This window comes from Streptomyces sp. V2I9 (genome assembly GCF_030817475.1).
Taxonomy (GTDB): domain Bacteria; phylum Actinomycetota; class Actinomycetes; order Streptomycetales; family Streptomycetaceae; genus Streptomyces.
In genome coordinates, this window is sequence record NZ_JAUSZJ010000002.1 from 6,255,521 (window position 1) to 6,276,971 (window position 21,451).

Genomic DNA, 21,451 nt, shown 5'->3' on the forward strand with positions numbered 1-21,451 from the left:
TACGCCGTGACCGGGCGCGGAGCCGGGCGCCTCGGCTCCGGAGCCCGCCGCCACTGCCGGAGAGCGGGAGCCAGGCCATCGTCCGGGGCCACGGGCCGGTGCTTGAACTGCCCCCGTCGTTCCGCGACTTCATCGCGGCGAGGGGCATTCCGGTCCCCGCTCCGCCACGCAGTCCTTCGCCCGTGAGGTCCAGCCGCTCGTGCCCCCGCAGCGGGCGGTCCTGGAACTGGCCCGGCCTCGCGCCGATGGAGCTTCCGGAGAGCGCGCTCCGAGGACCGGTCCGGCGTTCGGTGGGCGTTGCCGCATCCGTCTCCGGCCGGCCGGAGACTTCGGTGGCGATGGTGCGCGGAGTGTCGGCGGCACCGGACCGCGCGGTGCCGCCGCGCCTCCCGGCCCCGCCCCGTGCTGTCGCGCACCCTTCCCGTCACGATCGGATATCGGCCACCGGGCGGGTCTTGCTTTGAGCCATGTAATCGATTCCAATCATGCGTGTAATCGATTCCACGGCGTCGTGGTCCGGTCCCCACCGGTCGGCTCCCAGGTTTCGAGGTGCACGGAAACCACAAGGAGGTGGTCCGGACATGGCGGGCATCAAGGATGTCGCTGCCGAGGCGGGAGTGTCCGTCGCCACGGTGTCGCGCGTGCTGAACGGCCATCCGTCCGTCAGCCAGGAGGCGCGTACCCGCGTCCTCGCCGCCGTCGAAGCCCTCGGCTACCGGCCCAACGCGGTGGCCCGATCGCTGCGCACCGCCCAGACCCGCACGCTCGGCCTGGTCATCAGCGACGTGCTCAACCCGTACTTCACCGAGCTCGCCCGTTTCGTCGAGGAGGAGGCCCGCGCCCTCGGCTACAGCGTCATCATCGGCAACGCCGACGAGCGGCCCGATCTCCAGGACCACCACGTCCGCACGCTCATCGACCGCCGGATCGACGGCCTCCTCGTCTCGCCCGCCGACGGCGGCACTCCCCTCATGCGGGACGTCACGCTGAGCGGCACCCCGATGGTCTTCGTCGACCGCTGGATCCCCGGAATCGACGTTCCCGTCGTCCGCGCGGACGGCACGGGAGCGGTCAGGGACCTCGTCGCACATCTGCACGGCCTCGGCCACCGTCGCCTCGCCATCATCGCCGGGCCCGCCGCCACCACCACCGGCGACGAGCGCGTCGAGGCGTTCCGGGACGCGCTGCGGGAGCTCGGGCTCGCCCTGCCCGACGCCTACATCGGGCAGGGCGACTTCCAGGCCGCCAGCGGACGCCGGGCCACCGAGCGCTTCCTGGACCTCGCCGAACCGCCCGAGGTCGTCTTCGCGGCCGACAACCTGATGGCCCTCGGCGCGCTGGACGCGATCCGGGCGCGCGGGATGCGGGTGCCGGACGACATCGCGCTCGCCGCCTTCGACGACATCCCGTGGTTCGTCCACACCGACCCGCCGATCACCGCCATCGCGCAGCCGACCGCCGAACTGGCGCGGGCCGCCGTGCGCGCGCTCGCCGACCGGATCGAAGGACGGACCCCGCAGTCCGTCACCCTGCCCGCCCGCCTCGTCGTACGCCGCTCGTGCGGCGAGGCCGCACCGAACGAGAGGAGCGACCGTTGACCGCCCTGCAGAAGCAACGGGCCACCGCCCCCGACGAGTTGCTGCGCATCGAAGGTCTGCGCAAGACCTTCCCGGGCGTCGTGGCGCTCGACGACGTCGACTTCGACCTCCGCAGAGGCGAGGTGCACGTCCTGCTCGGCGAGAACGGCGCGGGCAAGAGCACCCTCATCAAGATGCTCTCCGGCGCCTACCGGCCCGACCACGGGCGCATCCTGGCCGAGGGACGCGAAGTCCGCATCGAGGGCGCGCAGGATGCCGAATGTCTCGGAATCGCCACCATTTACCAGGAGTTCAACCTCGTCCCCGACCTCACCGTCGCCGAGAACATCTTCCTGGGCCGCCAGCCGCGCCGCTTCGGAATCGTCGACCACCGCCGGATGCGCCAGGACGCGGAGAAGCTGCTGCGCCGGGTCGGCGTGGACGTACGCCCCGAAGCCAAGGTCCGCGAACTGGGCATCGCCCGGCTCCAGATGGTGGAGATCGCCAAGGCGCTCAGCCTGGAGGCCCGTGTCCTGATCATGGACGAGCCGACGGCCGTGCTCACCTCCGAGGAGGTCGACAAGCTCTTCACGATCGTCCGCCGGCTGCGCGAGGACGGCGTCGGGATCGTCTTCATCACCCACCACCTGGAGGAGATCGCGGCCCTCGGTGACCGCGTCACCGTCCTGCGCGACGGCCGCAGCATCGGCCAGGTCCCCGCGTCGACCCCCGAGGACGAGCTCGTCCGGCTCATGGTCGGCCGCAGCATCGAGCAGCAGTACCCGCGCCAACGCCCCGACCCCGGCGACGCGTTGCTGTCGGTGCGCGGCCTCACCCGTGACGGTGTCTTCCACGACATCAGCTTCGACGTCCACGCCGGGGAGGTCGTCGGCCTCGCCGGCCTCGTCGGCGCCGGGCGTACGGAGGTGGCCCGCGCGGTGTTCGGCGCCGACCCGTACGACGCGGGCACCGTCGACGTCCGCGGCGAGCGCCTGACCCGGCACGACATCCCCGCCGCGATGGGTGCCGGGCTCGGACTCGTACCCGAGGACCGCAAGGGCCAGGGCCTGGTCCTCGACGCCTCCGTGCAGGAGAACCTGGGCCTGGTCACCCTGCGCTCGGCGACCCGCTCCGGGCTGGTGGACCTCAAGGGCCGGCGCACCGCCGCCGCCCGCATCGCGCAGCAGCTCGGGGTCCGCATGTCCGGTCTCGACCAGCATGTGCGCACCCTCTCCGGCGGCAACCAGCAGAAGGTCGTCATCGGCAAATGGCTGCTGGCCGACACGCGGGTGCTCATCCTCGACGAGCCCACCCGCGGCATCGACGTCGGCGCCAAGGTCGAGATCTACCAGCTCATCAACGAACTGACCGCCTCCGGGCACGCCGTCCTGATGATCTCCAGCGATCTGCCCGAGGTGCTCGGCATGAGCGACCGGGTGCTCGTCATGGCCCAGGGCCGCATCGCCGGAGAGCTGGCCGCCGACGAGGCGACCCAGGACGCGGTGATGGCCCTCGCCGTCGCCGCACCGATGTCCGGTGAGGGCCCCGCCCCCACCGGACACCCCGCACCGAAGAAGGAAGAGGAGGGCCCCCGTGGCCACTGAGACAGCCAAGAGTGACGCGGGTACGGGCGGAGCCTCCGTGCTGCGCCGCGTCCTGCTCGACAACGGGGCGCTGAGCGCCCTCGTCGTCCTGGTGGTGGCGATGTCGCTGCTCTCCGGCGACTTCCTCACCACCCAGAACCTGCTGAACGTCGGTGTCCAGGCGGCCGTCACCGCCATCCTGGCGTTCGGCGTCACCTTCGTCATCGTCTCGGCGGGCATCGACCTGTCCGTCGGGTCGGTCGCGGCCCTGTCCGCAACGGTCCTCGCCTGGTCCGCGACCTCCGCCGGGGTGCCGGTCGTCCTGGCCGTCGTCCTCGCGGTCGTCACCGGCATCGCCTGCGGCTTCGTGAACGGCGCCCTCGTCTCGTACGGCAAACTCCCGCCCTTCATCGCTACGCTGGCGATGCTCTCGATCGCCCGCGGCCTCTCGCTCGTCATCTCGCAGGGCAGCCCGATCGCCTTCCCCGACTCCGTCTCGTGGCTCGGTGACACGATCGGCGGACGGCTCCCCGTACCGGTCCTCGTGATGATCGCCATGGGCCTGATCACCGCGCTGATCCTCGGCCGCACCTTCATCGGCCGTTCGATGTACGCGATCGGCGGCAACGAGGAAGCGGCCCGGCTCTCCGGGCTCCGCGTCAAGCGCCAGAAGATCGTCATCTACGCGCTGTCCGGCCTCTTCGCCGCCGTCGCGGGCATCGTCCTGGCCTCGCGCCTCGTCTCCGCCCAGCCGCAGGCCGCGCAGGGGTACGAACTCGACGCCATCGCCGCCGTCGTCATCGGCGGGGCGAGCCTGGCCGGCGGTGTCGGCAAGGCGTCCGGCACCCTCATCGGCGCGCTCATCCTCGCCGTCCTCCGCAACGGCCTCAACCTCCTGTCCGTATCGGCGTTCTGGCAGCAGGTCGTCATCGGCGTCGTCATCGCGCTCGCCGTCCTGCTCGACACCCTGCGCCGCAAGGCCGGTTCGGGCGCGGCCTCCTCGGCGGGCACCGCCCCCGGCGCACCGGGCTCCGGCAGGAGGAACGCGCTGAAGTTCGGCGGGGCCGCGCTCTGCGCGGCGATCGTCGTCGGCGCGGTCTCCTTCCTCAACTCCGGATCGTCCGGCGGCACGACCAAGGTCGGCATGTCGCTGTCCACGCTGAACAACCCCTTCTTCGTCCAGATGAAGGAGGGCGCGCAGGCGGAGGCCGAGAAGGCGGGCATCGACCTCACCGTCACCGACGCCCAGAACGACGCCTCCCAACAGGCCAATCAGCTCCAGAACTTCACCAGCTCCGGCGTCTCCTCGATCATCGTCAACCCGGTGGACTCGGACGCCGTCGGGCCGGGCGTCCGCAGCGCCGACAAGGCGGACATCCCCGTGATCGCCGCCGACCGGGGCGTCAACAAGGCGGACACCGCCACGCTCGTCGCCTCCGACAACGTGGCGGGCGGCAAGCTGGCCGCCGACGCGCTGGCCGACCAGCTCGGCGGCAAGGGCAGCATCGTCATCCTCCAGGGCACGGCGGGCACCTCCGCCAGCCGTGAGCGCGGGGCCGGGTTCGCGGAAGGCCTCAAGGCGTACCCGGACATCAAGGTGGTCGCCAAGCAGCCCGCGGACTTCGACCGGACCAAGGGCCTGGACGTCATGACGAACCTCATCCAGTCCCACCCCGGCGTCACCGGCGTCTTCGCCGAGAACGACGAGATGGCGCTCGGCGCGGCGAAGGCGCTCGGGAGCAAGGCCGGGAAGTCCGTCTCCGTCGTCGGCTTCGACGGGACCCCGGACGGGCTGAAGGCGGTCGAGGCCGGAACGCTCTACGCGTCGGTCGCCCAACAGCCCGCCGAACTGGGGAAGATCGCGGTCCGCAACGCGGTGATGGCAGCGAAGGGCGAGAAGGTCGAGGACATGGTGAAGGTGCCGGTCAAGGTGGTCACACGGAAGAATGTCGCCGACTTCTCCTGAACCGCCCGCACCGAATCCGTCGACCGGCCCGGACCGACGAAAGCAGGAAGCAGCCCTCATGCGCGACAACGCCCCCGACGACCGGTACGACCTGCTGGTCGTCGGGTCGGCCAACGCCGACCTGGTGATCGGCGTCGAACGCCGCCCCGCCCCCGGCGAGACGGTCCTCGGCTCCGATCTGGCCGTCCACCCCGGCGGCAAGGGCGCCAACCAGGCGCTGGCCGCCGCCCGTCTCGGCGCCCGGACGGCCCTGCTCGCCCGGATCGGCGACGACGGCCACGGCCGCCTCCTGCTGGAGAGCCAGCGCGCGGCGGGCGTGGACACGGACGGCGTCCTGATCGGCGGGGCCCCCACGGGCGTCGCGCTGATCACCGTCGACCCCTCGGGCGACAACAGCATCGTCGTCTCGCCGGGGGCCAACGGCCGCCTCACCCCCGAGGACATCCGGGCGGCGGCCCCCCTGCTGGCGGCCGCGCGGGTGATCTCCGTACAGCTGGAGATCCCGTCGGCGACCGTGGCCGAGACGGTACGCGGCCGGGGGCCGGGGACCCGGCTCGTCCTCAACCCCTCGCCGCCCGCCCCGCTCCCCGCCGAAGTCCTCGCCGCCTGCGACCCGTTGGTGGTCAACGAGCACGAGGCGCGGTACATCCTCGGCGACGGTGCGGGGGAGGGCCCGCAGGACTGGGCCCCTGCCCTGCTCGCGCTCGGCCCGCGCTCGGTCGTCATCACCCTGGGCGCGGCGGGCGCGCTGGTGGCGGACAGCCGTACGGACTCCCTGGACCACCTGGTCAGTCCGAAGGTCGAAGCCCTCGACACCACCGGCGCCGGGGACGCGTTCACGGCGGCCCTGGCCTGGCGGCTGGGCCGGGGCGACGACCTGCGGGAAGCGGCGGCCTTCGCGGTCCGCGTGGGCGCGGCGGCCGTCACGGCGCGGGGGGCGCAGGAGTCGTTCCCGACGCTGGAGGAGGTCGACGCGCTGTGAAGAAGTCGGGCATCCTCAACCGCCACCTGGCGGGCGCGCTCGCCGAACTCGGCCACGGCGACGGCGTCCTGGTCTGCGACGTCGGCATGCCGATCCCTCCCGGCCCGCGCGTCGTGGACCTCGCCTTCCGCGCCGGCATCCCGTCGTTCGCGGAGGTGCTGGACGGCCTGCTCGACGAGTTGGCCGTCGAGGGCGCGACGGCCGCCGAGGAGATCCGGGAAGCCAACCCGGAGGCCGCGACACTCCTGGACACCCACTTCCCCTGGCTGGAACTGGTTCCGCACGAGGCCCTGAAGGCGCTCACCCCCGCCGCCCGCCTCGTCGTCCGCACCGGGGAGGCCCGGCCGTACGCGAACGTCCTGCTGCGGTGCGGCGTCTTCTTCTGAACGGGCGGGACGCCGACGGCACAAGGACGGGCACGCGGGCGTGCGGGGGGCTCGCCCGAGGGCGAGAAACGGTTCCGGCGAGCGGAGTGGTACGTCAGTGCCGCTCAGGGTGGACGCGGGCACCCCGCTCCGGTCGTGTCGCGTCCCGTCGCAGAATAAATTCCTGGCAGCGCCCGGTCACCGGAGCTATGCTCCCCGCGATGACTCACTCCGAGAACAGATCGGGGGACCCGTCCGCGCAAGGTGAGTGCTGATGCTCACTTCCTCCGCGAACCGGGATTCCCACTCCTCCCCTTCTTCCTTCTGGCCGCGCGTGCGCGAGTACGCCGTGCCGGCCTCGATGATCCGGACCGCGACCGCCCGCCGTGAGGCCGGGGACTGGGCAGGAGCGTGCGCCGCAGCAGGCGTCGACATCGACTTCCGCCTCCGGTCCGTGGTCCGTGACCACGGCCGGGAAACAGCCGTCCGCATCCGGGCGGACCTCCGCCATCTGGCACCCGACCTGCTGCGCTGGCACATGCCGAGGATCGCCCCGCACGGGCTGCTGCGCCCGGGCCTGACGATCGAGCTGGCCCGCTACGACCCACCGGAACGTGACGGGCGGAGCCCCCTGCGCCTGGTCGTCCGGACCCCGCCCGCCTGGGCGGACGCCGGGCAGCGGATCAGCCTCGCGCTGTGGGACGGCTCGCACACCGAACCGGGCGCCCGCCGCCACCCCCACCCGCATCCGAACCGGCGCTTCCGCCTCGATCTGCACCGCCACCTGTGGGATGCGCGCAGGGCCGACGACCTGCGGACCCGATCCGGGGCCGACAGGCAGCCACCCCGGCACGTCATCGCGTCGGTTGATACGCAGCTGTGGAGCGCCGTGCCGCCCGGCCGCCGCAGCGCCGTCGACCGGTGGGCGGCGGAGGCGGTGATCCTGCTCGGTGCCGAGGGGCTGGGGCCGGCCGGAACGGTGAGCGTGCGGTTGGGGGGCCGCCGTCGGCTCCTCCTGCACATGGAGGCCCGGGAGGAGTCCGGCTGCGGGCTGCCTGCCGGGCGCATCACAGCCGTGACCCCGGACCCCGGTCCCTCCGCGACACCGGTGCTGCCGGACGCCGCCACCTGGGTGCTGCCCGACCTCCACCTGCTCCGTACCGGGGCGATCGAGGCCGGTCGGTTGCACCCGCTGGTCGCGCGTGCCCTCGTCCCGGACCTTCCGGGGCCGAATCCGGACGGTGCACGTTCACGTACCGGCGACCGGGCGGGATCGTCGCGCCTCGTGGAATGCCGGGGAGTGCAGCATCGGATCGGCCTGGTCGGAGGGGCCCTCGCTGCGCTGGACCACGACCCGGCCGAGATCCGCCGCGAAGAGCTGCTGGTCGCTCTGACCGGAACGCCGTTGCCCTGCCTCCAGGCCATCGACGAGGCGCACCGGCGGCCGGACTGCCTCACCGGTGTCCGGGAACGCCTCGACCACGGCGATCTCACCGGGGCCCTGGCCGTCGTCGAGGAACTGCTCGGCCCGGAGGCGGTCCTGCGCGACGGCCCGCTGCGGGACGAACTGGAGGCCGACGCGCAACGGCGGATCACCTACGGACTGTACCGGGCCGGCCTGTTCGAACCCGGCCCCGTCCACCACCGTCCGGGCCCTCACCTCGTCGCCCCCCGTCCTCGCCGGGCCAGGCGTCCGCGCCCCACGGCCGTCTGCTGACTCCGGGCACCGGAACCGCCGGTTCCCGCTCCGTGACCACCTTCGTCCACACCCGCACGCACCCTGGCCCATCCGCCCTCCCGCATACCCTCAGGTGATCTCTCATGCTCTCGAACAGTCCGTCCACCGCCGTGCTCGCGGACCCCGCTCCCGTCTCCCGACTCGCCGTCGCCGACGCTCTGATGAGCCTGCTCCGCGACACCACCACCGAACCGCGCCCCGACGCCCAACTGGAGGCGCTGGCCCTCGCGGTCTCCGCCGACCTGCCCGTGCTCCTCCTGGGCGAGCCGGGGATCGGCAAGACCGCGGCGCTCACCCAGCTCGCTGCTTCCCTGGACCTGCCGCTCACCACGGTCATCGCCAGCGTGCACGAACCGTCCGACTTCTCCGGCCTGCCCGTCGTCGGCGACGACCCAGCCGAACAAGGAGTGCCGATGGCCCCGCCGGACTGGGCCGTCCGTCTCGTACGGGCGGGCAAGGGGCTGCTATTCCTCGACGAACTGTCCACCGCGCCCCCCGCCGTACAGGCCGCGCTACTCCGTCTCGTACTGGAGCGGCGTATCGGGGCTCTCCGACTCCCGCCCGGAGTGAGGATCGTGGCGGCCGCCAACCCGCGCTCCTCGGCGGCCGACGGCTGGGAGCTGAGCCCGCCGCTCGCCAACCGCTTCGTCCACCTCCGGTGGACCCACGACCACGAGGTCGTCGTCCGCGGCCTCGGCGGCACCTGGCCCCGCGCGACACTGCCCCGCCTCCACCCCGAAAAGCTGCCCGAGGCCGTCGACTTCGCCCGGCGTGCGGTGTGCGGCCTCCTCTCCGCCCGCCCGACGCTCGTGCACCGGCTGCCCACCACGGAGACCCGACGCGGCGGGCCCTGGCCGTCGCCGCGCAGCTGGGACATGACCCTGAGCCTCATCGCGTTCGCGACTGCCGCCGGATCCTCCAGGGAGGTGCTGTCCCTGCTGGTCAGGGGCACGGTGGGAGACGGTCCGGGGCTGGAGCTCCTGGCGAGCCTGGACCGGATGGACCTCCCGGACCCCGAGGACCTCCTCGCCGACCCGGCGAGCGCCGTCCTTCCCGAGCGCGGCGATCTCCGCCAGGCCGCGCTGGACGGGGTCGTCGCGGCGGTCCGCGCCCGGCCGGACCGGGCCCGCTGGGACGCGGCGTGGGCGCTGCTCGTCCGCGCCCTGGAGGCAGGGGCCCCGGACCTGGTGGTCGTCCCCGCGACGACCCTCGCTGCGCTGCGGCAGGAGGACTGGGACGTACCGGCGGCCATCGAGCACCTCGCCGGGGTGGTCTCCCTGTCCCGGCGTGCGGACCGGGCGGCGGACCGGGTGGCCCGCGTCGGTGCGAAGGCGGGCCGGTGACGGCGGCGGACGCGCCGGCCGCGCTCGACCTGGACAAGCTGTTCGCCGCCCGCCTCCAGGCCGCCAGGGCCCGCCCCTATCTGGCGACCGCCCTGTTCGCCCTGCACACCGTGGAGTCGCGGCAGGTTCCGACCATGGCCGTGGACCGGTACTGGCGGTGCTACGTCTCACCGTCCTTCGTGGCGGGCACCCCGGTGGAGGAACTGGCGGGAGTCTGGGTCCACGAGGTGTCCCACCTGCTGCGCGACCACCACGGCCGCAGCGACCGGGTCGCCCGGCAGCGCGGACTGACCGGGCCCGGCGACCGGCTGCGGATGAACATCGCCGCCGACTGCGAGATCAACGACGACGTCTACGGCGACGGCCTGGCCCGTCCGAAGGGCGCCGTGTACCCGTCGACGCTGCACCTGAAGCCCGGCGAGCTGATGGAGGACTACCTGTACCAGTTCCGGCTCGGCCCCCGTACCCGGGACCTCGCCTGGCTGGACTGTGGCAGCGGCGCCGACGGGCTGGAGAGGGACTGGGAGCAGGGGCCCGACGGCGCGCACGGGCTCAGCGCCCACGAACAGGACGCGGTCCGCTTCCGGGTGGCACAGGGCATCACCGGCCGGCCGGGCAACGCCTCGAAGGGGTGGAAGCGGTGGGCGGAGGAGGCGTTCCATCCTCCGCAGCCCTGGCGGGAGTTGCTGGGCGCCGCCGTACGCTCCGCCGCCTCGGGGTCCGGCGCGGGGGAGGACTACACCTACGGCCGCCCGTCGCGCCGCTCCACCGGACTGCCCGGCGTCGTCCTCCCGAGCCTGCGCCGCAGACCGCCGCGGGTCTCCGTCGTCATCGACACCTCGGGCTCGGTGAGCGACGCCGAACTGGGCAGCGCCCTCCTGGAGGTCGCCGCCATCTCCCGAGCGGTCGGCGGCCGCCGCGACCTGGTCACCGTCCTGGCCTGCGACGCGGCGACCCGCGTCGTCCACCCGCTGTGCCGGGCGGAGGGCATCCCGCTGGTGGGAGGCGGCGGGACGGACCTGCGTACGGGCTTCGCCAAGGCGCTGCGGGGGCACCCCCGCCCCGACGCCGTGGTGATCCTGACCGACGGACAGACACCGTGGCCCGCGACGCGACCGGCCTGCCGCACGGTCGTCGGCCTCTTCCCGAGGGATCACGGACGTCACTCCCGGGACGAGGACGACCCCGGTCACCTACCGCGCCGGCCCCCGGCATGGGCGCGGGTGGTGGAGATCGGACAGCCCGGCGGCGGGGCCCCCGCATAACAGGTCAGCACGTCCCCACCAGCTCCGCCAGCGCCCCCGCCAGCGCGTCGAGCCCCGGCCCGGCAGGGCCGCCCGGCTCGGTCATGTACGTGTCGCGGCGGATCTCGATCATCAGGGCCGTGACCCGCCGGTCCGTGCCGTAGTGCTTCAGCGGGACGTACGTACCGGCGAACGGGGTGTCGACCGCTGTGCCCCCGAAACCGGCGAACGCCCCTTCCGCCAGGGACCGCAGCTCCGGCGGTGTGTGGAACGGGTCGGTGCCCAGGCAGACGGGCGGGCGGGGGCCCGTGCCGTGCAGTTCGTACGGGAGTGGCGCGGTCGGGTACGAGTGGACGTCGATGATCACCGCACGGCCCGCGGCAGCGATCCGGGCGTCGACCGCCTCCGTCATGGCGTCGGCGTACGGGTGGAAGTACGCCTCCAGCAGCGGTGCCGGGTCGGTCTCCGGGGCGCGCAGCCGTTCGCGGTGGGTGGTGCGGGTGTAGACGGCTCCCATGCCGACGGCCGACATCTCCTCCCGCTCGTCCGGGAAGCGTTCCGGGTCGACGACCAGCCGCGACAGGTTGTTCACGAAGCGCCAGGGAGCGGACGGGGCGATCGCCGCAGCCGAGGCGGCCAGTTCGGCGGTGTGGGCGTCGGTGATGTGGTCGAGCTCGCGCTCCAGGGCCGCGTCGCCCAACGTGATGCCCCCGCGCACGCGGTGGGGGATGTGGCGGGATCCGTGCGGTACGTGCAGGAGGACCGGCGAGTCGACAGCTCCGGGGACGAGCGTGAACGGCTGCGGAGGCTGATGCACGGGTACTCCTCAAGGGTGTTTCATCCGTCTTCCGCCACCAGCATCCCGGACAGCCCCGGCGGCGGCGAACGGCCTCCCTGTTCTCCTGGCGGCCCGTCAGCGAACCGCTCCAGCGGCTACCGTTGATCCTTGTGGTCGGTCGCGGCGGTGCCCGGGAGGGGTGCACCGGGCGAACCGGCGGGAACAGGGGGCGCACCGCATGCTGGATCCCATATCGATGGCCGCCATCACCGCGGTCCTCGGCGCCGTCGGATCGGGCGTGGCGAGCGAGGCGGGCAAATGGGCCTGGGAGACCGCGGGCGGACTGGTGCGGCGGATCGCCGGACGCGAGGTCGCCGCGCCGACCCGGCCGGAGGAACGGGCCGCCGTGGCGCGGATCATCCACGACAGCGTGCACAGCGACCCCGCACTCGCCCGTACCTGGAGCGCGTTCGCCCGCAGCGTGCAGACCACCGGGACGACGATCGGACGGCCCCGACTGCCCGCCTCCGTACGTTTCTTCACGGACCGGAAGGGAGCGATGAAACTGCTCGACCGCGAGGCGGCCCGTAAAGCGGACGGGCGGCCCCGCGTCGCCCTGCTGTACGGGGACGACTCCATGGGCACCAGCGCACTCGCCGTGCACTGGGGCTGGCGGGCGGAGAGCCTGTTCCCGGACGGGCAGCTCTACGTGGACCTCGGCCGCCGGGGCGCGGGCAGCGCCCACACCGCGGGCAGCGCCCTGCGGGCACTGCTGCGCCAACTCGGCCTGAGCGATGAGCAGATCCCGCCCTCGGAGGCGGAGCGCATCGACACCTTCCGCCGCATCGTCGCGGACCTCAGGCTGCTTCTCGTCCTCGACCACGCCCGGTCCGCGGCGCAGATCGCACCGCTGCTGACCTCCGCCCCTTCCGTGCTCACCCTGGTCGTGGCCCGGCGCCCGTTCCCCGGTCTCGACGCGTTCCCCGTGCCCGTCGGCCCTCTCAGCGACCGGGACGCGGCACGCCTGCTCACCAAGCTCGTGGGCAAGCAGGTCATGCGCTCCGCCCGTGCGGCGCTCCCCGCCGTGCTGGCACGGTGCGGCGGATCCCCCTACGCCCTGCGCGCCGCCGCACCCCGGCTCCTCGAAGCCGGACCGCTCGCCGCGGCCCCGCCCCCACCACCCCACCAGGACCGGACGGGAGACCTCACCGTGAGCGACAGCGACCCGATGCGTACAGCCGCCGAGGACGCCTACCGATTGCTGCCGCCCGACGCGGCCCGGCTCTACCGCCTCATGGGGCTGCGGTACTGGCCCGCCTTCGACGCGGAGGCGGCGGCGCACGTCGCGGGCGTCGAAGCCGACACCGCGGAGGAGCTGCTCGGCGGACTGGCCGACGCGCTGCTGCTGGAGCACACGGACAACGGGCGCTACCGCTATCGGCCGTCCGTCCGCGCCCACGCCCAGGAGGCGGCCTACCGCCAGGAGGGCATCGCCGGCTGTTCGGCGGCCACGAACCGCGCCGTGCGGTACTACCTGCGGCTGTCCGTCACGGCAGCGCGGGCCGCGCTCCCGGAGAGCTGGCGCGTGCCGGAGGCCCTGGCCGATGCTCCGGACGATGTGTACACGGCACGAGGGGAGGCCGTGGCGCGTCTGGCCGTCGAACTGCCCAACCTCGTCGAAGCCGTCGCCACCGCCGAGGAGTTCGGCGACGCGGACACGTTGCTGACGCTCTGCCGTGCCCTGTGGCCGCTCCAGCTCAAGGCCGGCCACCACGAGACGCTGCTCCCGGCGCTCCGGATCGGCGCGGCGGTCGCCGATGCCCAGGCCCCGGGCAGCCGCGCCGCAGGGGCACTGCACTTCCAACTGGCTCACACGCTGGGTGAGTTGCAGCTCGCTGACGAGGCCGCGGCCCAGGCTGCGGCCGCCGCGCGCGACGAGCGGGCGGCCGGACACGTGCGCGGCCTGGCCTCGGCCGTCGAGATGCTGGGACTGCTACGGCTGCGGCAGTGGCGCTTCGCGGACGCCTACGACTGCTTCGACGAGGCGTACACCGTCCTGGACGGCATCGGACCCGACGACGAAGGCGCGGGGGATCTGCCCCGAGCGCGCGCTCTGCTGGAACGCCACCGGGGCCGGGCGCTGCGAGGTCTCGGCCGGCTGGACGAGGCCGAGGGTCATGTGCGGCGCGCGCTGGCCGCCTTCCGGGCGAGCGGCGAGGCGTACAACTCCGCCCGTGCTCTCACGGATCTGGCCGAGATCCTGCTGGCGCGCGAGGAGCCCGCCGCAGCGCTGCCGCTGGTCGACGAGGCCATCAGGATCCTGTCCGAGGAGAACGCGGAACAGCACGTGGAGTATCTGCGCCGCGTGCGGGAGAGGTGCTCCGGTCCGCAGACGTAGGACGGGGGCGCTGTCCCGTTCCGCCCGCGTCGGGCTCGTCCGCCTCGGCCGTGACCACGACGTGGTGGGCGGTGCCGCCGGTGCGGACGGTCAGACCGTACGTGATCAGAGCCGCGTGGGTTCTGCCCGCCGCGAGCCACGCGTGCACCGCCGACGCGTACACCGCCGGGTCCGCATCTGCGTGTGCTCCTGCGGAGAGCCCGAGCAGGACCCCGTCACGGGTCCGGACGACGCAGGACGAGGGCCCGGTGACGTACGCCGCGAGCGCGCAGTGCGGGTGCCGGGCCAGCACGTCGGCAGCCCACCGGCCGGGTGGGCCGAAGCGCGGGTCGTCCGGGGAGCCGTCCCGGAAGACGAGGTCGGCCAGGCCGAGTTGGCTCGGATCGCGGGTGTCCTCGTGGACGGCGAGATGGGCCTCTCCCTCCTCGGCCGGTTCCCGGGCGGGATCGGCGTACCGGGTCACGGCGACCTCCGGCTCTTCGAGGACGTGCGTCAGCACCCACAGGGGCGCCGTACGGGGAGCGGGCTCCGGGGCCGGCATCGGCAGTGGCACGAGCAGGGCGGGGCCGGGTGGCTCGGGGGCGGCCATCAGTTCGTAGAAGGCGCGCCTCAGCCGTACCGCCGCCTCGCCGGGCACGGAGGACGTGAACCGCAGGGGGCCCGGCTGCGGGGTGTGGTTCCCGATCGCCGAGTCCACCTGGCCGCGCAGCGGCGTCCGGGCGTCGAGCCTGGGAGCGGTCCGGATGAAGTCGGCGATGGGCGCGTCGGCGTCGAGGCGGTCCAGAGGTGCGGCTCCCAGGAGCACGGGGCTGCCGAGCGCGGCGGCGTAATAGGTGACCGAGCCGTGGTCCCCGATGACCAGATCGGCTGCGATGAGCGCCTGGCGCCAGTCCTCCAGCGGGTCGATCAGCGCCAGACCGCTGCGTCTGGCCCGGTCCAGCCAGGCCCTGATCTGGCCGGGGCCGTGCCCGTGCCAGATGTTGGGGTGGAGGACGGCGGCGACGCGGTATTCGTCGGCGGGAAGTTCCGAGGTGAGCCGCGGGAGCAGCGAGGGCAGTACGTCGTCGCCGCGCCCGTCCCCGTCGCCCACCAGCGACTCGGAACTCCACGTGGAGTTGAGCAGGACAAGACGCTGCCCGCGACCTACGCCGAGCGCCCTGCGGAAACGGTCGCGGTACGGACGGGCTGCCAGTATCCGGTCGAAGCAGGGGTCGCCCCCGAGCACGGCGGTGGGCAACGCCTCAGGGCAGGCCGCGGCCAATCGGTCGAACTGTTCCGGATGGGAGAGGACGAGCGCGTCGGCCACGGGGGCACCGTCCGCGAGCAGCCATTCCGGCGCGAGCCCGAAGACGGGAGGAGGCGTGCTCCGCGCCGGTCCCGCCCCGTCCGCATCCGGCTCGGTGCTCGGTGCTCGGTGCTCGGTGCTCGGTGCTCGGTGCTCGGTGCTCGGTGCTGCCAGCCTCTTATTGTACCCAATACCGTGCGAAAGTACGATCAATTTCCCTTGCAGGGAGGCCAGTTCGCCGCCGAAGCTGGCCGAGATCGCCAGATCCACCGGCGTCACGAGGGCCTGTTCCCACGGCAGTACGGGAACCCCCGTGTCCGCCAGCAGTTCGGCGACGCCCGACCGGAAGGCCGAGGACCCCGTGCAGGTGGCGAGGAGCTGTACCCCGAGGTCGTCGTCAAACAGCGGGAGGACGTCGAGCAGCCGGGTCGCCGAGGTGACGTTGTGCACGACGAACAGGACGCGACGGCAGCGCACCCGCGTGGCCCAGCGTCCCGCGTCGTCCCCGACCGGCACCCGTATCCACCGGTTCCGTCCCTCGTCCACACCGGCCCCTCGCACTCCCTGACACAAGTGCTGGCCACGATATCGGCAGGAGCCGGGGGATGTCGCCGTCCCCTCCCGTGTGGAGCGGATGCGGACGGCGACGTCGTGGTCCGGCTACTGGCCCGAGCCGATCACCGGGTAGTGGTCGGAGAGGTTGGTGTACGTGTACGTCGTGCCCCAGCTCGACACCGTCCAGGGCGCGCTCTGCTCCTTGATCACGTCGTTCTTCCAGCCCGCCGGCTTGGCGTGACCCGCGCGGTGCAGTACGTGGTCCAGGTCCTCGCGGGGGTCGTCGGGGTAGCGCTCGGAGGCTATGGAGTTGTCACGGGTGTCGAAGGAGTACGGGTGGCCCGTCCGGGACTCCGGGTCGGAGAGGCCCGCGTCGGAGAGGAACGACGCGTACTCGGCCGAGTGCCCGTCCACGTTGAAGTCGCCCGCCACGACGACCTGTTCGGAGGCCGGGATGTTCTTGGCGTCGAGGAACGCGTCCATCTGCCTGAACTGGCGGCTGCGCATCTGCGCCGCCTCGCCCGCCGAGCAGCCGGGGTCGGTCGACTGGGCGTGGGTGCCGACGACGTGGACGCGGGCGCCGTTGACGTTCAGCACCGCGTAGGCGAATCCCTTGTTCGAGAACCAGTCGCCGCCGCACGCGTCCTTGAAGACGAACTGCTCCTTGCGCACGATCGGCCACTTGCTCAGGATGGTGACGCCCCCGTCCTCCGGGGACGTCGCCGAGTACGAGCCGCCCGTCGCGTCCCAGCCGCTCTTGCTCCGGCCGACCACCGGGGTCTGGTACGGGTACTGGGCGGCGGAGTTGCGCAGCAGCGCGTCGGCGGCCCCGTTGTCGAAGGCCTCCTGGATCACCACGACGTCGTTGCCCCGGAAGAACGACGTCTTCGGGATCTCGGCCGCGCGGTGGTCCTGGCCCCAGTTGGGGTAGAGGTTCTTGCTGAAGAGGAACGCGTTGTACGAGAGCACCCGCAGCGACGGGGTCTCGGCGGCCGCCGCCTGCGGTGCGTTCGCTGCGAGGGTGACGGTGGCGAGTGCGGCGGAAAGTGCCACGCCGGTCAGGCGGCGGAACGCGGTGTTCGGCACGGGGTCTCCTGGGGTCGAGTGGGGCGTACCGGGCGACCCCCATCCAAGCAGCGGCAGTTACCCACGGGTAGACATCGGATGGCACGAGTCTGTCCGGTCGGCTGCCATCCGGATCACCCGCCGGTCACACCCCGTTCCGGCCGAGGAGGTGGCGTTTCCTTCAGCTCAGGGAGCCGTACACGATGAGGTTGTCGACGGTGTGGCCCTCCGCGTCGAACTCCCCGTCGCAGGTGATGAGCCGCAGGGTGCTGTCCTTCGACGGGCCGTAGACCTTCCGGGTGGGGAACGCCTTCTTGCTGACCGCCTCCTTGCCGGTCACCGTGTACCGCAGGGTCCTTCCCGCCGTGTCGCGGACCAGGACCTCGGCGCCCTCGCGGATGGTCTTGAGGTCGTGGAAGACGGCGCGGCCGAAGCGGGTGTCGTTGTGGCCGATCAGCACGGCCGGCCCCGGTGCTCCGGGCACGGAACCGCCGCTGTACCAGCCCACGGTCATGCCCTTGTCCGCCGGCGGGACCTCGACGGTGCCGTCCGCGTTGAGCCCCAGCTTCATCAGGGTGCTCCGCACGCCGATCGAGGGGATCGAGACCTCGACGGGGGCCGACCGGGTCGCGCGGTCCGTCCCGGTGGACGCGGCGGGCCCTGCCGATCCTGCCGATCCGGTCGGTCCGGCGGACTCGGGGCGCGCGTCGCCCGGTCCGGCCGGAGCGGAGGCGGACGTTCCGCCGGACGCGGCCGCAGAGGACGGGGAGGGCTCGGCGGACGAGCAGCCGGCCAGCGCGGCGCAGGCCGCGAAGGCGGTCGACAGGGCGGCGGTCCGCCGGAAGCGGTGGGGCGTACGGGACGGCACAGAGGACTCCGGAATCGGTGCGGGCGAGCATGCGGGCGAGCGGGCGTGGCGCCGCCCCGGTGCGGGGCGACGCCACGGTCATCGGCGGGAAGCGGTGCGGGTCAGGCGTTGTGGCCGGCCGCCGAGCGGCGACGCAGCACGATCGTGCCCACGCCCGCGAGCAGGACGGCCCCGACCGCCGAACCGGCCAGCACGGTGGTGCTGCTGTCGTCGCCGGTGATGGGACGCTCACCCGCGGCGACGCCGCCGCGCGGAGCCACCGCCGGCGCGGCGTCCTTCGGGGCGGGCACGGTGGCCTTGCCCCGGTCGGGGGACGGTGCGGCGGCTGCGGGCGCCGACGGCACCGGCTTCGGCGAGGAGTCGGCGAAGGCGGCGGCCGGGACCAGCACCGCGCCGGCCGCGACGGCGGCGAGCACGGCTCCACGCAGAGTGCGGCGGGAGGTGAAAGCGGTCATACGGATTGCTCCATTCCATACGCGGCCCCGTGACGGTCCCGGATGCCGGTCGGCACCGGGAGCGGGGCATGCCGCCAGGCTGGCGTGGAGATATGAAGAAGCTGTCAGATCGCTGTGGTCATTCCATCAGGGGCGCGGTAGGGCAGTCGGCCGTGAACGCCGGTGGACGCGTCGCCCTGGCCGTCACCACGACGTCCGTCACCACGACGCCCGTCACCACGGAGGCGTCACCACGACACCGTCACCACGAGGCCTCCACCACGGAGCAGTCGCCACGGAGCAGTCGCCACGGAGTCGCCCCGGTGACGTCACCGGTGACGTCGTCATGGCCCGGACGGGGGTGTTCCGGGGAGCCGGATGAGGAACGCCGACCCCTTGCCCTCGGTGCTCGTCGCGTTCACCGTGCCGCCGTGGGCCTCGACCAGTTTGCGGACGATGGCCAGCCCCAGACCGCTGCCGCCCGTCCGCCGGCTACGGGACTTCTCGGCGCGCCAGAACCGGTCGAAGACATGGGGGAGGTCCGCGGACGGGATGCCGGAGCCGGTGTCCGCCACCTCGACCAGCACCGCCCCGTCGCCCTCGTCGGAGGCGCGGGCGCTCAGCGTGACCCGGCCGCCCTCCGGTGTGTGCCGTACGGCGTTGGAGACCAGGTTGCCCACCGCCTGCCGGAGCCGGACCGGGTCCGCGCACAGCTCCGGGCCCGGCGAGGGGACCGCGACGGCGAGCGTGACGGCCGCGTGCTCCGCCCGCGCCTGATGGGCGGCGGCCACCTGGCCCAACAGCTCCCGGACCTCGACGGGCTCCGGATGCAGGCGCAGCGCCCCCGCGTCGGCCTCCGCCAGGTCCTGGAGGTCGTCGATGATGTGCTGGAGCAGCACGGCCTCCTCCAGCAGCGACGAGACGAACGCCGGGTCGGGGTCGGCGAGCCCGTCCTGCGCGGCCTCCAGCCAGCCCCGGATGTTGCTCAGCGGGGTACGCAGCTCATGCGCGACGTCGCTCACCATGGCCTTGCGCTGCTCCTCCAGCCGGGCCCGGTGCGCGGACATGTCGTTGAAAGCCGCCGCCAGCCGCCCGACCTCGTCGTCGCCCGAGACAGGCACCGACGCGGGCTCCTCCCCGTCCCGCATCCGCTGCGCCGCCCCGGTCAGCGCGTGCAGCGGGCGCACCAGCCGGGTTCCCGCGAACACCGAAGCGCCCACGGTCAGGGCGAGCACGAGCGCCGCCGCACCGGCGATCCTGGCGGTGTTCGCGGGGGAGAGGTCGAAGCCGGGCAGCGTCGCGCCGCCCTCGTCGCCGATGAAGAGGAGGGCGGGGGAGGCCACGTACGAACTGAGCTGTTCGCTGCGGGCCGTACCCACACAGGACGCGATGGCCCGGTCGTTCTCCCCGGTGCGCTCCGGGCCCATGACCGAGGGCGCGGACTCCTGCGGGGGATCGTCGCCCGGCGCGGGCATCGGCCGGGGCGCGGTCGGCCCCGGCTCGCCCGGCACGGCCACCGGGACCGGATCGCCCCAGGACAGGTCGTTGTTCAGGCGTACGCCCTCGCGGCCCTGGCGCTTCAGGCAGGCGTCGGCCAGCTCGGTGAGCGCGTCGAGAGCCTTCTGCTCCGAACGCGTGGGGGTGTCCAGATCCGCGAGGTCGCAGCGGGTGCCCAGGGCGCGTTCGGGGTCGTTGCCCACGATCTGCACCCGCGGGCGACCGCTCGCGCCGACCACCACGTCGGAGGCGATCCCCGCCCGGTTCAGGCACTCCACCTTGGCGTCGGCCTTCCGGCGCAACGCCGTGCTGTCGGCCGCCGACAGCCGGAACGGTCCCACCGCCCGCGGGTCGATCCGGTCGGCCGCCGTGTCCTGCCCGTCGGTGCCCCGCGCCGCCAGGACGGTGTCGACGGACAGCGGGTCCACCACGGCCGATGCCTGCGGCGGAAGCGCCGGGGCGGTCGCCGCGGTGGCGGAGTCGGCGAGCGGCTGCCGGCTCTGCGTGGTCAGCGCGACACGGCGGCCCGACTCCCGTGCCAGCTCCCGCACCGTGGCATCGACCCCGTCCCAGGTCGGGTTCCGCGCGGCGTACTCCAGCAGGGTGTCGTAGATCCGGGCGTCCGCGGTGAGGTTCTGCCCCTGCTCCTGCTTGATCGCGCCCGAGGTGGTCTGGACGGCGATCCAGGCGGTGGCCGCCACCGAACACGCGGCCACCAGCGCCGAGACGGCGAGCAGCCGCCCGAGCAGACTGCGCCGCAACGGGACTCGCGCCCGCCCCGCCGCGGCCCGGCGTCCGCGGTCACCGCCCCGCCCGGCCACAGCCTCGCGTGCACCGGCCCCACGGCCACCACCATGACCGTCCTTCTCACCGGACCCACCACGGCCGTCACCGGCACCACCACGGCCGTCACCCGCTCCACCGTCACCGGCCGGGCCGGGCGCGCCGCTGCCGTAGTCCGCCGCGCGCCTCCTACGCACCGCGGGGGGCCTTGGCCGGATCGGTCAGTTTGTAGCCGACCCCGAAGACGGTGAGAAGCCGCTCCGGCCGCCGCGGGGCCCGCTCGATCTTCTTGCGCAGGTTCATGACGTGCACATCGACGGTGCGGGCGCTGATGTAGCGGTCGAAACCGTGAAGTTCCTCCAGCAGCCGCTGCCGGCTGAACACCCGGTCCGGGCCCGCCGCCAGAGCCGCCAGAATCCGGAACTCGCCGGGCGTGCACTCCACCGTCCCGCCGCCCACGGACACCTCGTGCCGCTCCGGATCGACCACGAGGGTGCCCACGCGCAGGACGGGATCCTCGGCCGCCGGCTCCGGGGCGGCGGACCGCCGCGCGCGCCGGAGCAGGGTGCGGACGCGGGCCATCAGCTCACGTGGGCTGTACGGCTTGGTCATGTAGTCGTCGGCGCCGAGGTCGAGACCGAGCAGCAGATCGTCCTCGGTCGACCGCGCGGTCAGCATCAGCACCGGCAGCTCCCGGCACTCCGCCCGCAGCACCCGCACCACGTCCAAACCGTCGGCGCGAGGCATCATCACATCGAGTACGAGCAGATCGGGTTCCCGGTGTCGGACGGCGTCGAGTGCGGCGAGGCCGTCGCCCACGATCCGTACGGTGTGTCCCTCCCGTTCCAGATAGCGGCGCACCAGCTCGGCCTGCTTCTCGTCGTCCTCGGCGACCATGACGTCTGCGCACACGCCCCCGATCGTAGAGCGGCGGGACTACAGTGCGAGGCCGGGGCGGGTTCCGGAACGCGGAAGCCGGGAAGGTACCGG

At 73.3% G+C, this 21,451-nt stretch carries 16 protein-coding genes; 9 read left to right on the forward strand and 7 right to left on the reverse strand.

Features of this window, described 5'->3' with window-relative positions; translation table 11 throughout:
- Positions 1–581: 581 nt before the first annotated feature.
- The 8 genes from QFZ71_RS27160 to QFZ71_RS27195 all read left to right on the forward strand — a co-directional run bounded on the left by QFZ71_RS27160 (position 582) and on the right by QFZ71_RS27195 (position 10,819).
- Positions 582–1,598 (forward strand): LacI family DNA-binding transcriptional regulator, encoded by a 1,017-nt coding sequence (locus QFZ71_RS27160; protein ID WP_307670776.1) that lies wholly within the window; start codon positions 582–584, stop codon positions 1,596–1,598.
- Positions 1,595–3,181, forward strand: a complete 1,587-nt coding sequence (locus tag QFZ71_RS27165; protein WP_307670777.1) for a sugar ABC transporter ATP-binding protein — start codon at positions 1,595–1,597, stop codon at positions 3,179–3,181. The genes QFZ71_RS27160 and QFZ71_RS27165 overlap by 4 nt, the downstream gene beginning before the upstream one ends.
- Complete coding sequence (locus QFZ71_RS27170; protein ID WP_307670778.1) at positions 3,171–5,126, forward strand: substrate-binding domain-containing protein; 1,956 nt, start codon at positions 3,171–3,173, stop codon at positions 5,124–5,126. The genes QFZ71_RS27165 and QFZ71_RS27170 overlap by 11 nt, the downstream gene beginning before the upstream one ends.
- Positions 5,127–5,184: 58 nt before the next feature.
- Positions 5,185–6,108 (forward strand): ribokinase, encoded by a 924-nt coding sequence (locus tag QFZ71_RS27175; protein WP_307670779.1) that lies wholly within the window; start codon positions 5,185–5,187, stop codon positions 6,106–6,108.
- The gene (gene rbsD / locus QFZ71_RS27180; RefSeq protein ID WP_307670780.1) at positions 6,105–6,494 is read left to right on the forward strand and encodes a D-ribose pyranase; all 390 of its coding nucleotides are present in this window, start codon (positions 6,105–6,107) and stop codon (positions 6,492–6,494) included. Before QFZ71_RS27175 ends, rbsD begins: the two co-directional genes overlap by 4 nt.
- A gap of 253 nt (positions 6,495–6,747) precedes the next feature.
- Complete coding sequence (locus tag QFZ71_RS27185) at positions 6,748–8,190, forward strand: hypothetical protein (RefSeq protein WP_307670781.1); 1,443 nt, start codon at positions 6,748–6,750, stop codon at positions 8,188–8,190.
- Positions 8,191–8,294: 104 nt separating this feature from the next.
- Entirely contained in the window at positions 8,295–9,554 is a 1,260-nt protein-coding gene (locus tag QFZ71_RS27190) for a MoxR family ATPase (RefSeq protein ID WP_307670782.1), read from the forward strand.
- Positions 9,551–10,819 carry a VWA-like domain-containing protein gene (locus QFZ71_RS27195; protein ID WP_307670783.1) on the forward strand — a complete coding sequence of 423 codons (1,269 nt, stop codon included), beginning with the start codon at positions 9,551–9,553 and terminating at the stop codon, positions 10,817–10,819. Before QFZ71_RS27190 ends, QFZ71_RS27195 begins: the two co-directional genes overlap by 4 nt.
- Before the next feature lie 4 nt (positions 10,820–10,823).
- On the opposite strand, the gene QFZ71_RS27200 is transcribed toward QFZ71_RS27195, so the two are convergent.
- Positions 10,824–11,615 (reverse strand): N-formylglutamate amidohydrolase, encoded by a 792-nt coding sequence (locus QFZ71_RS27200; protein ID WP_307670784.1) that lies wholly within the window; start codon positions 11,613–11,615, stop codon positions 10,824–10,826.
- 199 nt (positions 11,616–11,814) lie between these two features.
- Here QFZ71_RS27200 and QFZ71_RS27205 point away from each other — a divergent pair, with 199 nt between their 5' ends.
- Complete coding sequence (locus QFZ71_RS27205; protein ID WP_307670785.1) at positions 11,815–13,974, forward strand: tetratricopeptide repeat protein; 2,160 nt, start codon at positions 11,815–11,817, stop codon at positions 13,972–13,974.
- On the opposite strand, the gene QFZ71_RS27210 is transcribed toward QFZ71_RS27205, so the two are convergent.
- From QFZ71_RS27210 to QFZ71_RS27235, 6 genes are all read right to left on the reverse strand, one after another.
- Positions 13,889–15,805 carry a hypothetical protein gene (locus QFZ71_RS27210; RefSeq protein ID WP_307670786.1) on the reverse strand — a complete coding sequence of 639 codons (1,917 nt, stop codon included), beginning with the start codon at positions 15,803–15,805 and terminating at the stop codon, positions 13,889–13,891. The two genes, QFZ71_RS27205 and QFZ71_RS27210, sit on opposite strands and share 86 nt — an antisense overlap.
- A gap of 114 nt (positions 15,806–15,919) precedes the next feature.
- Positions 15,920–16,900, reverse strand: a complete 981-nt coding sequence (sph, locus tag QFZ71_RS27215) for a sphingomyelin phosphodiesterase (RefSeq protein WP_307670787.1) — start codon at positions 16,898–16,900, stop codon at positions 15,920–15,922.
- Positions 16,901–17,060: 160 nt separating this feature from the next.
- Positions 17,061–17,747: a class F sortase gene (locus QFZ71_RS27220; protein WP_307670788.1), complete on the reverse strand. Its 687-nt coding sequence runs from the start codon at positions 17,745–17,747 to the stop codon at positions 17,061–17,063.
- A gap of 101 nt (positions 17,748–17,848) precedes the next feature.
- The gene (locus QFZ71_RS27225) at positions 17,849–18,202 is read right to left on the reverse strand and encodes an LPXTG cell wall anchor domain-containing protein (RefSeq protein WP_307670789.1); all 354 of its coding nucleotides are present in this window, start codon (positions 18,200–18,202) and stop codon (positions 17,849–17,851) included.
- Positions 18,203–18,525: 323 nt separating this feature from the next.
- Positions 18,526–20,439, reverse strand: a complete 1,914-nt coding sequence (locus QFZ71_RS27230; RefSeq protein ID WP_307670790.1) for a HAMP domain-containing sensor histidine kinase — start codon at positions 20,437–20,439, stop codon at positions 18,526–18,528.
- A gap of 211 nt (positions 20,440–20,650) precedes the next feature.
- Entirely contained in the window at positions 20,651–21,358 is a 708-nt protein-coding gene (locus tag QFZ71_RS27235; protein ID WP_307671603.1) for a response regulator transcription factor, read from the reverse strand.
- Positions 21,359–21,451 lie beyond the last annotated feature (93 nt).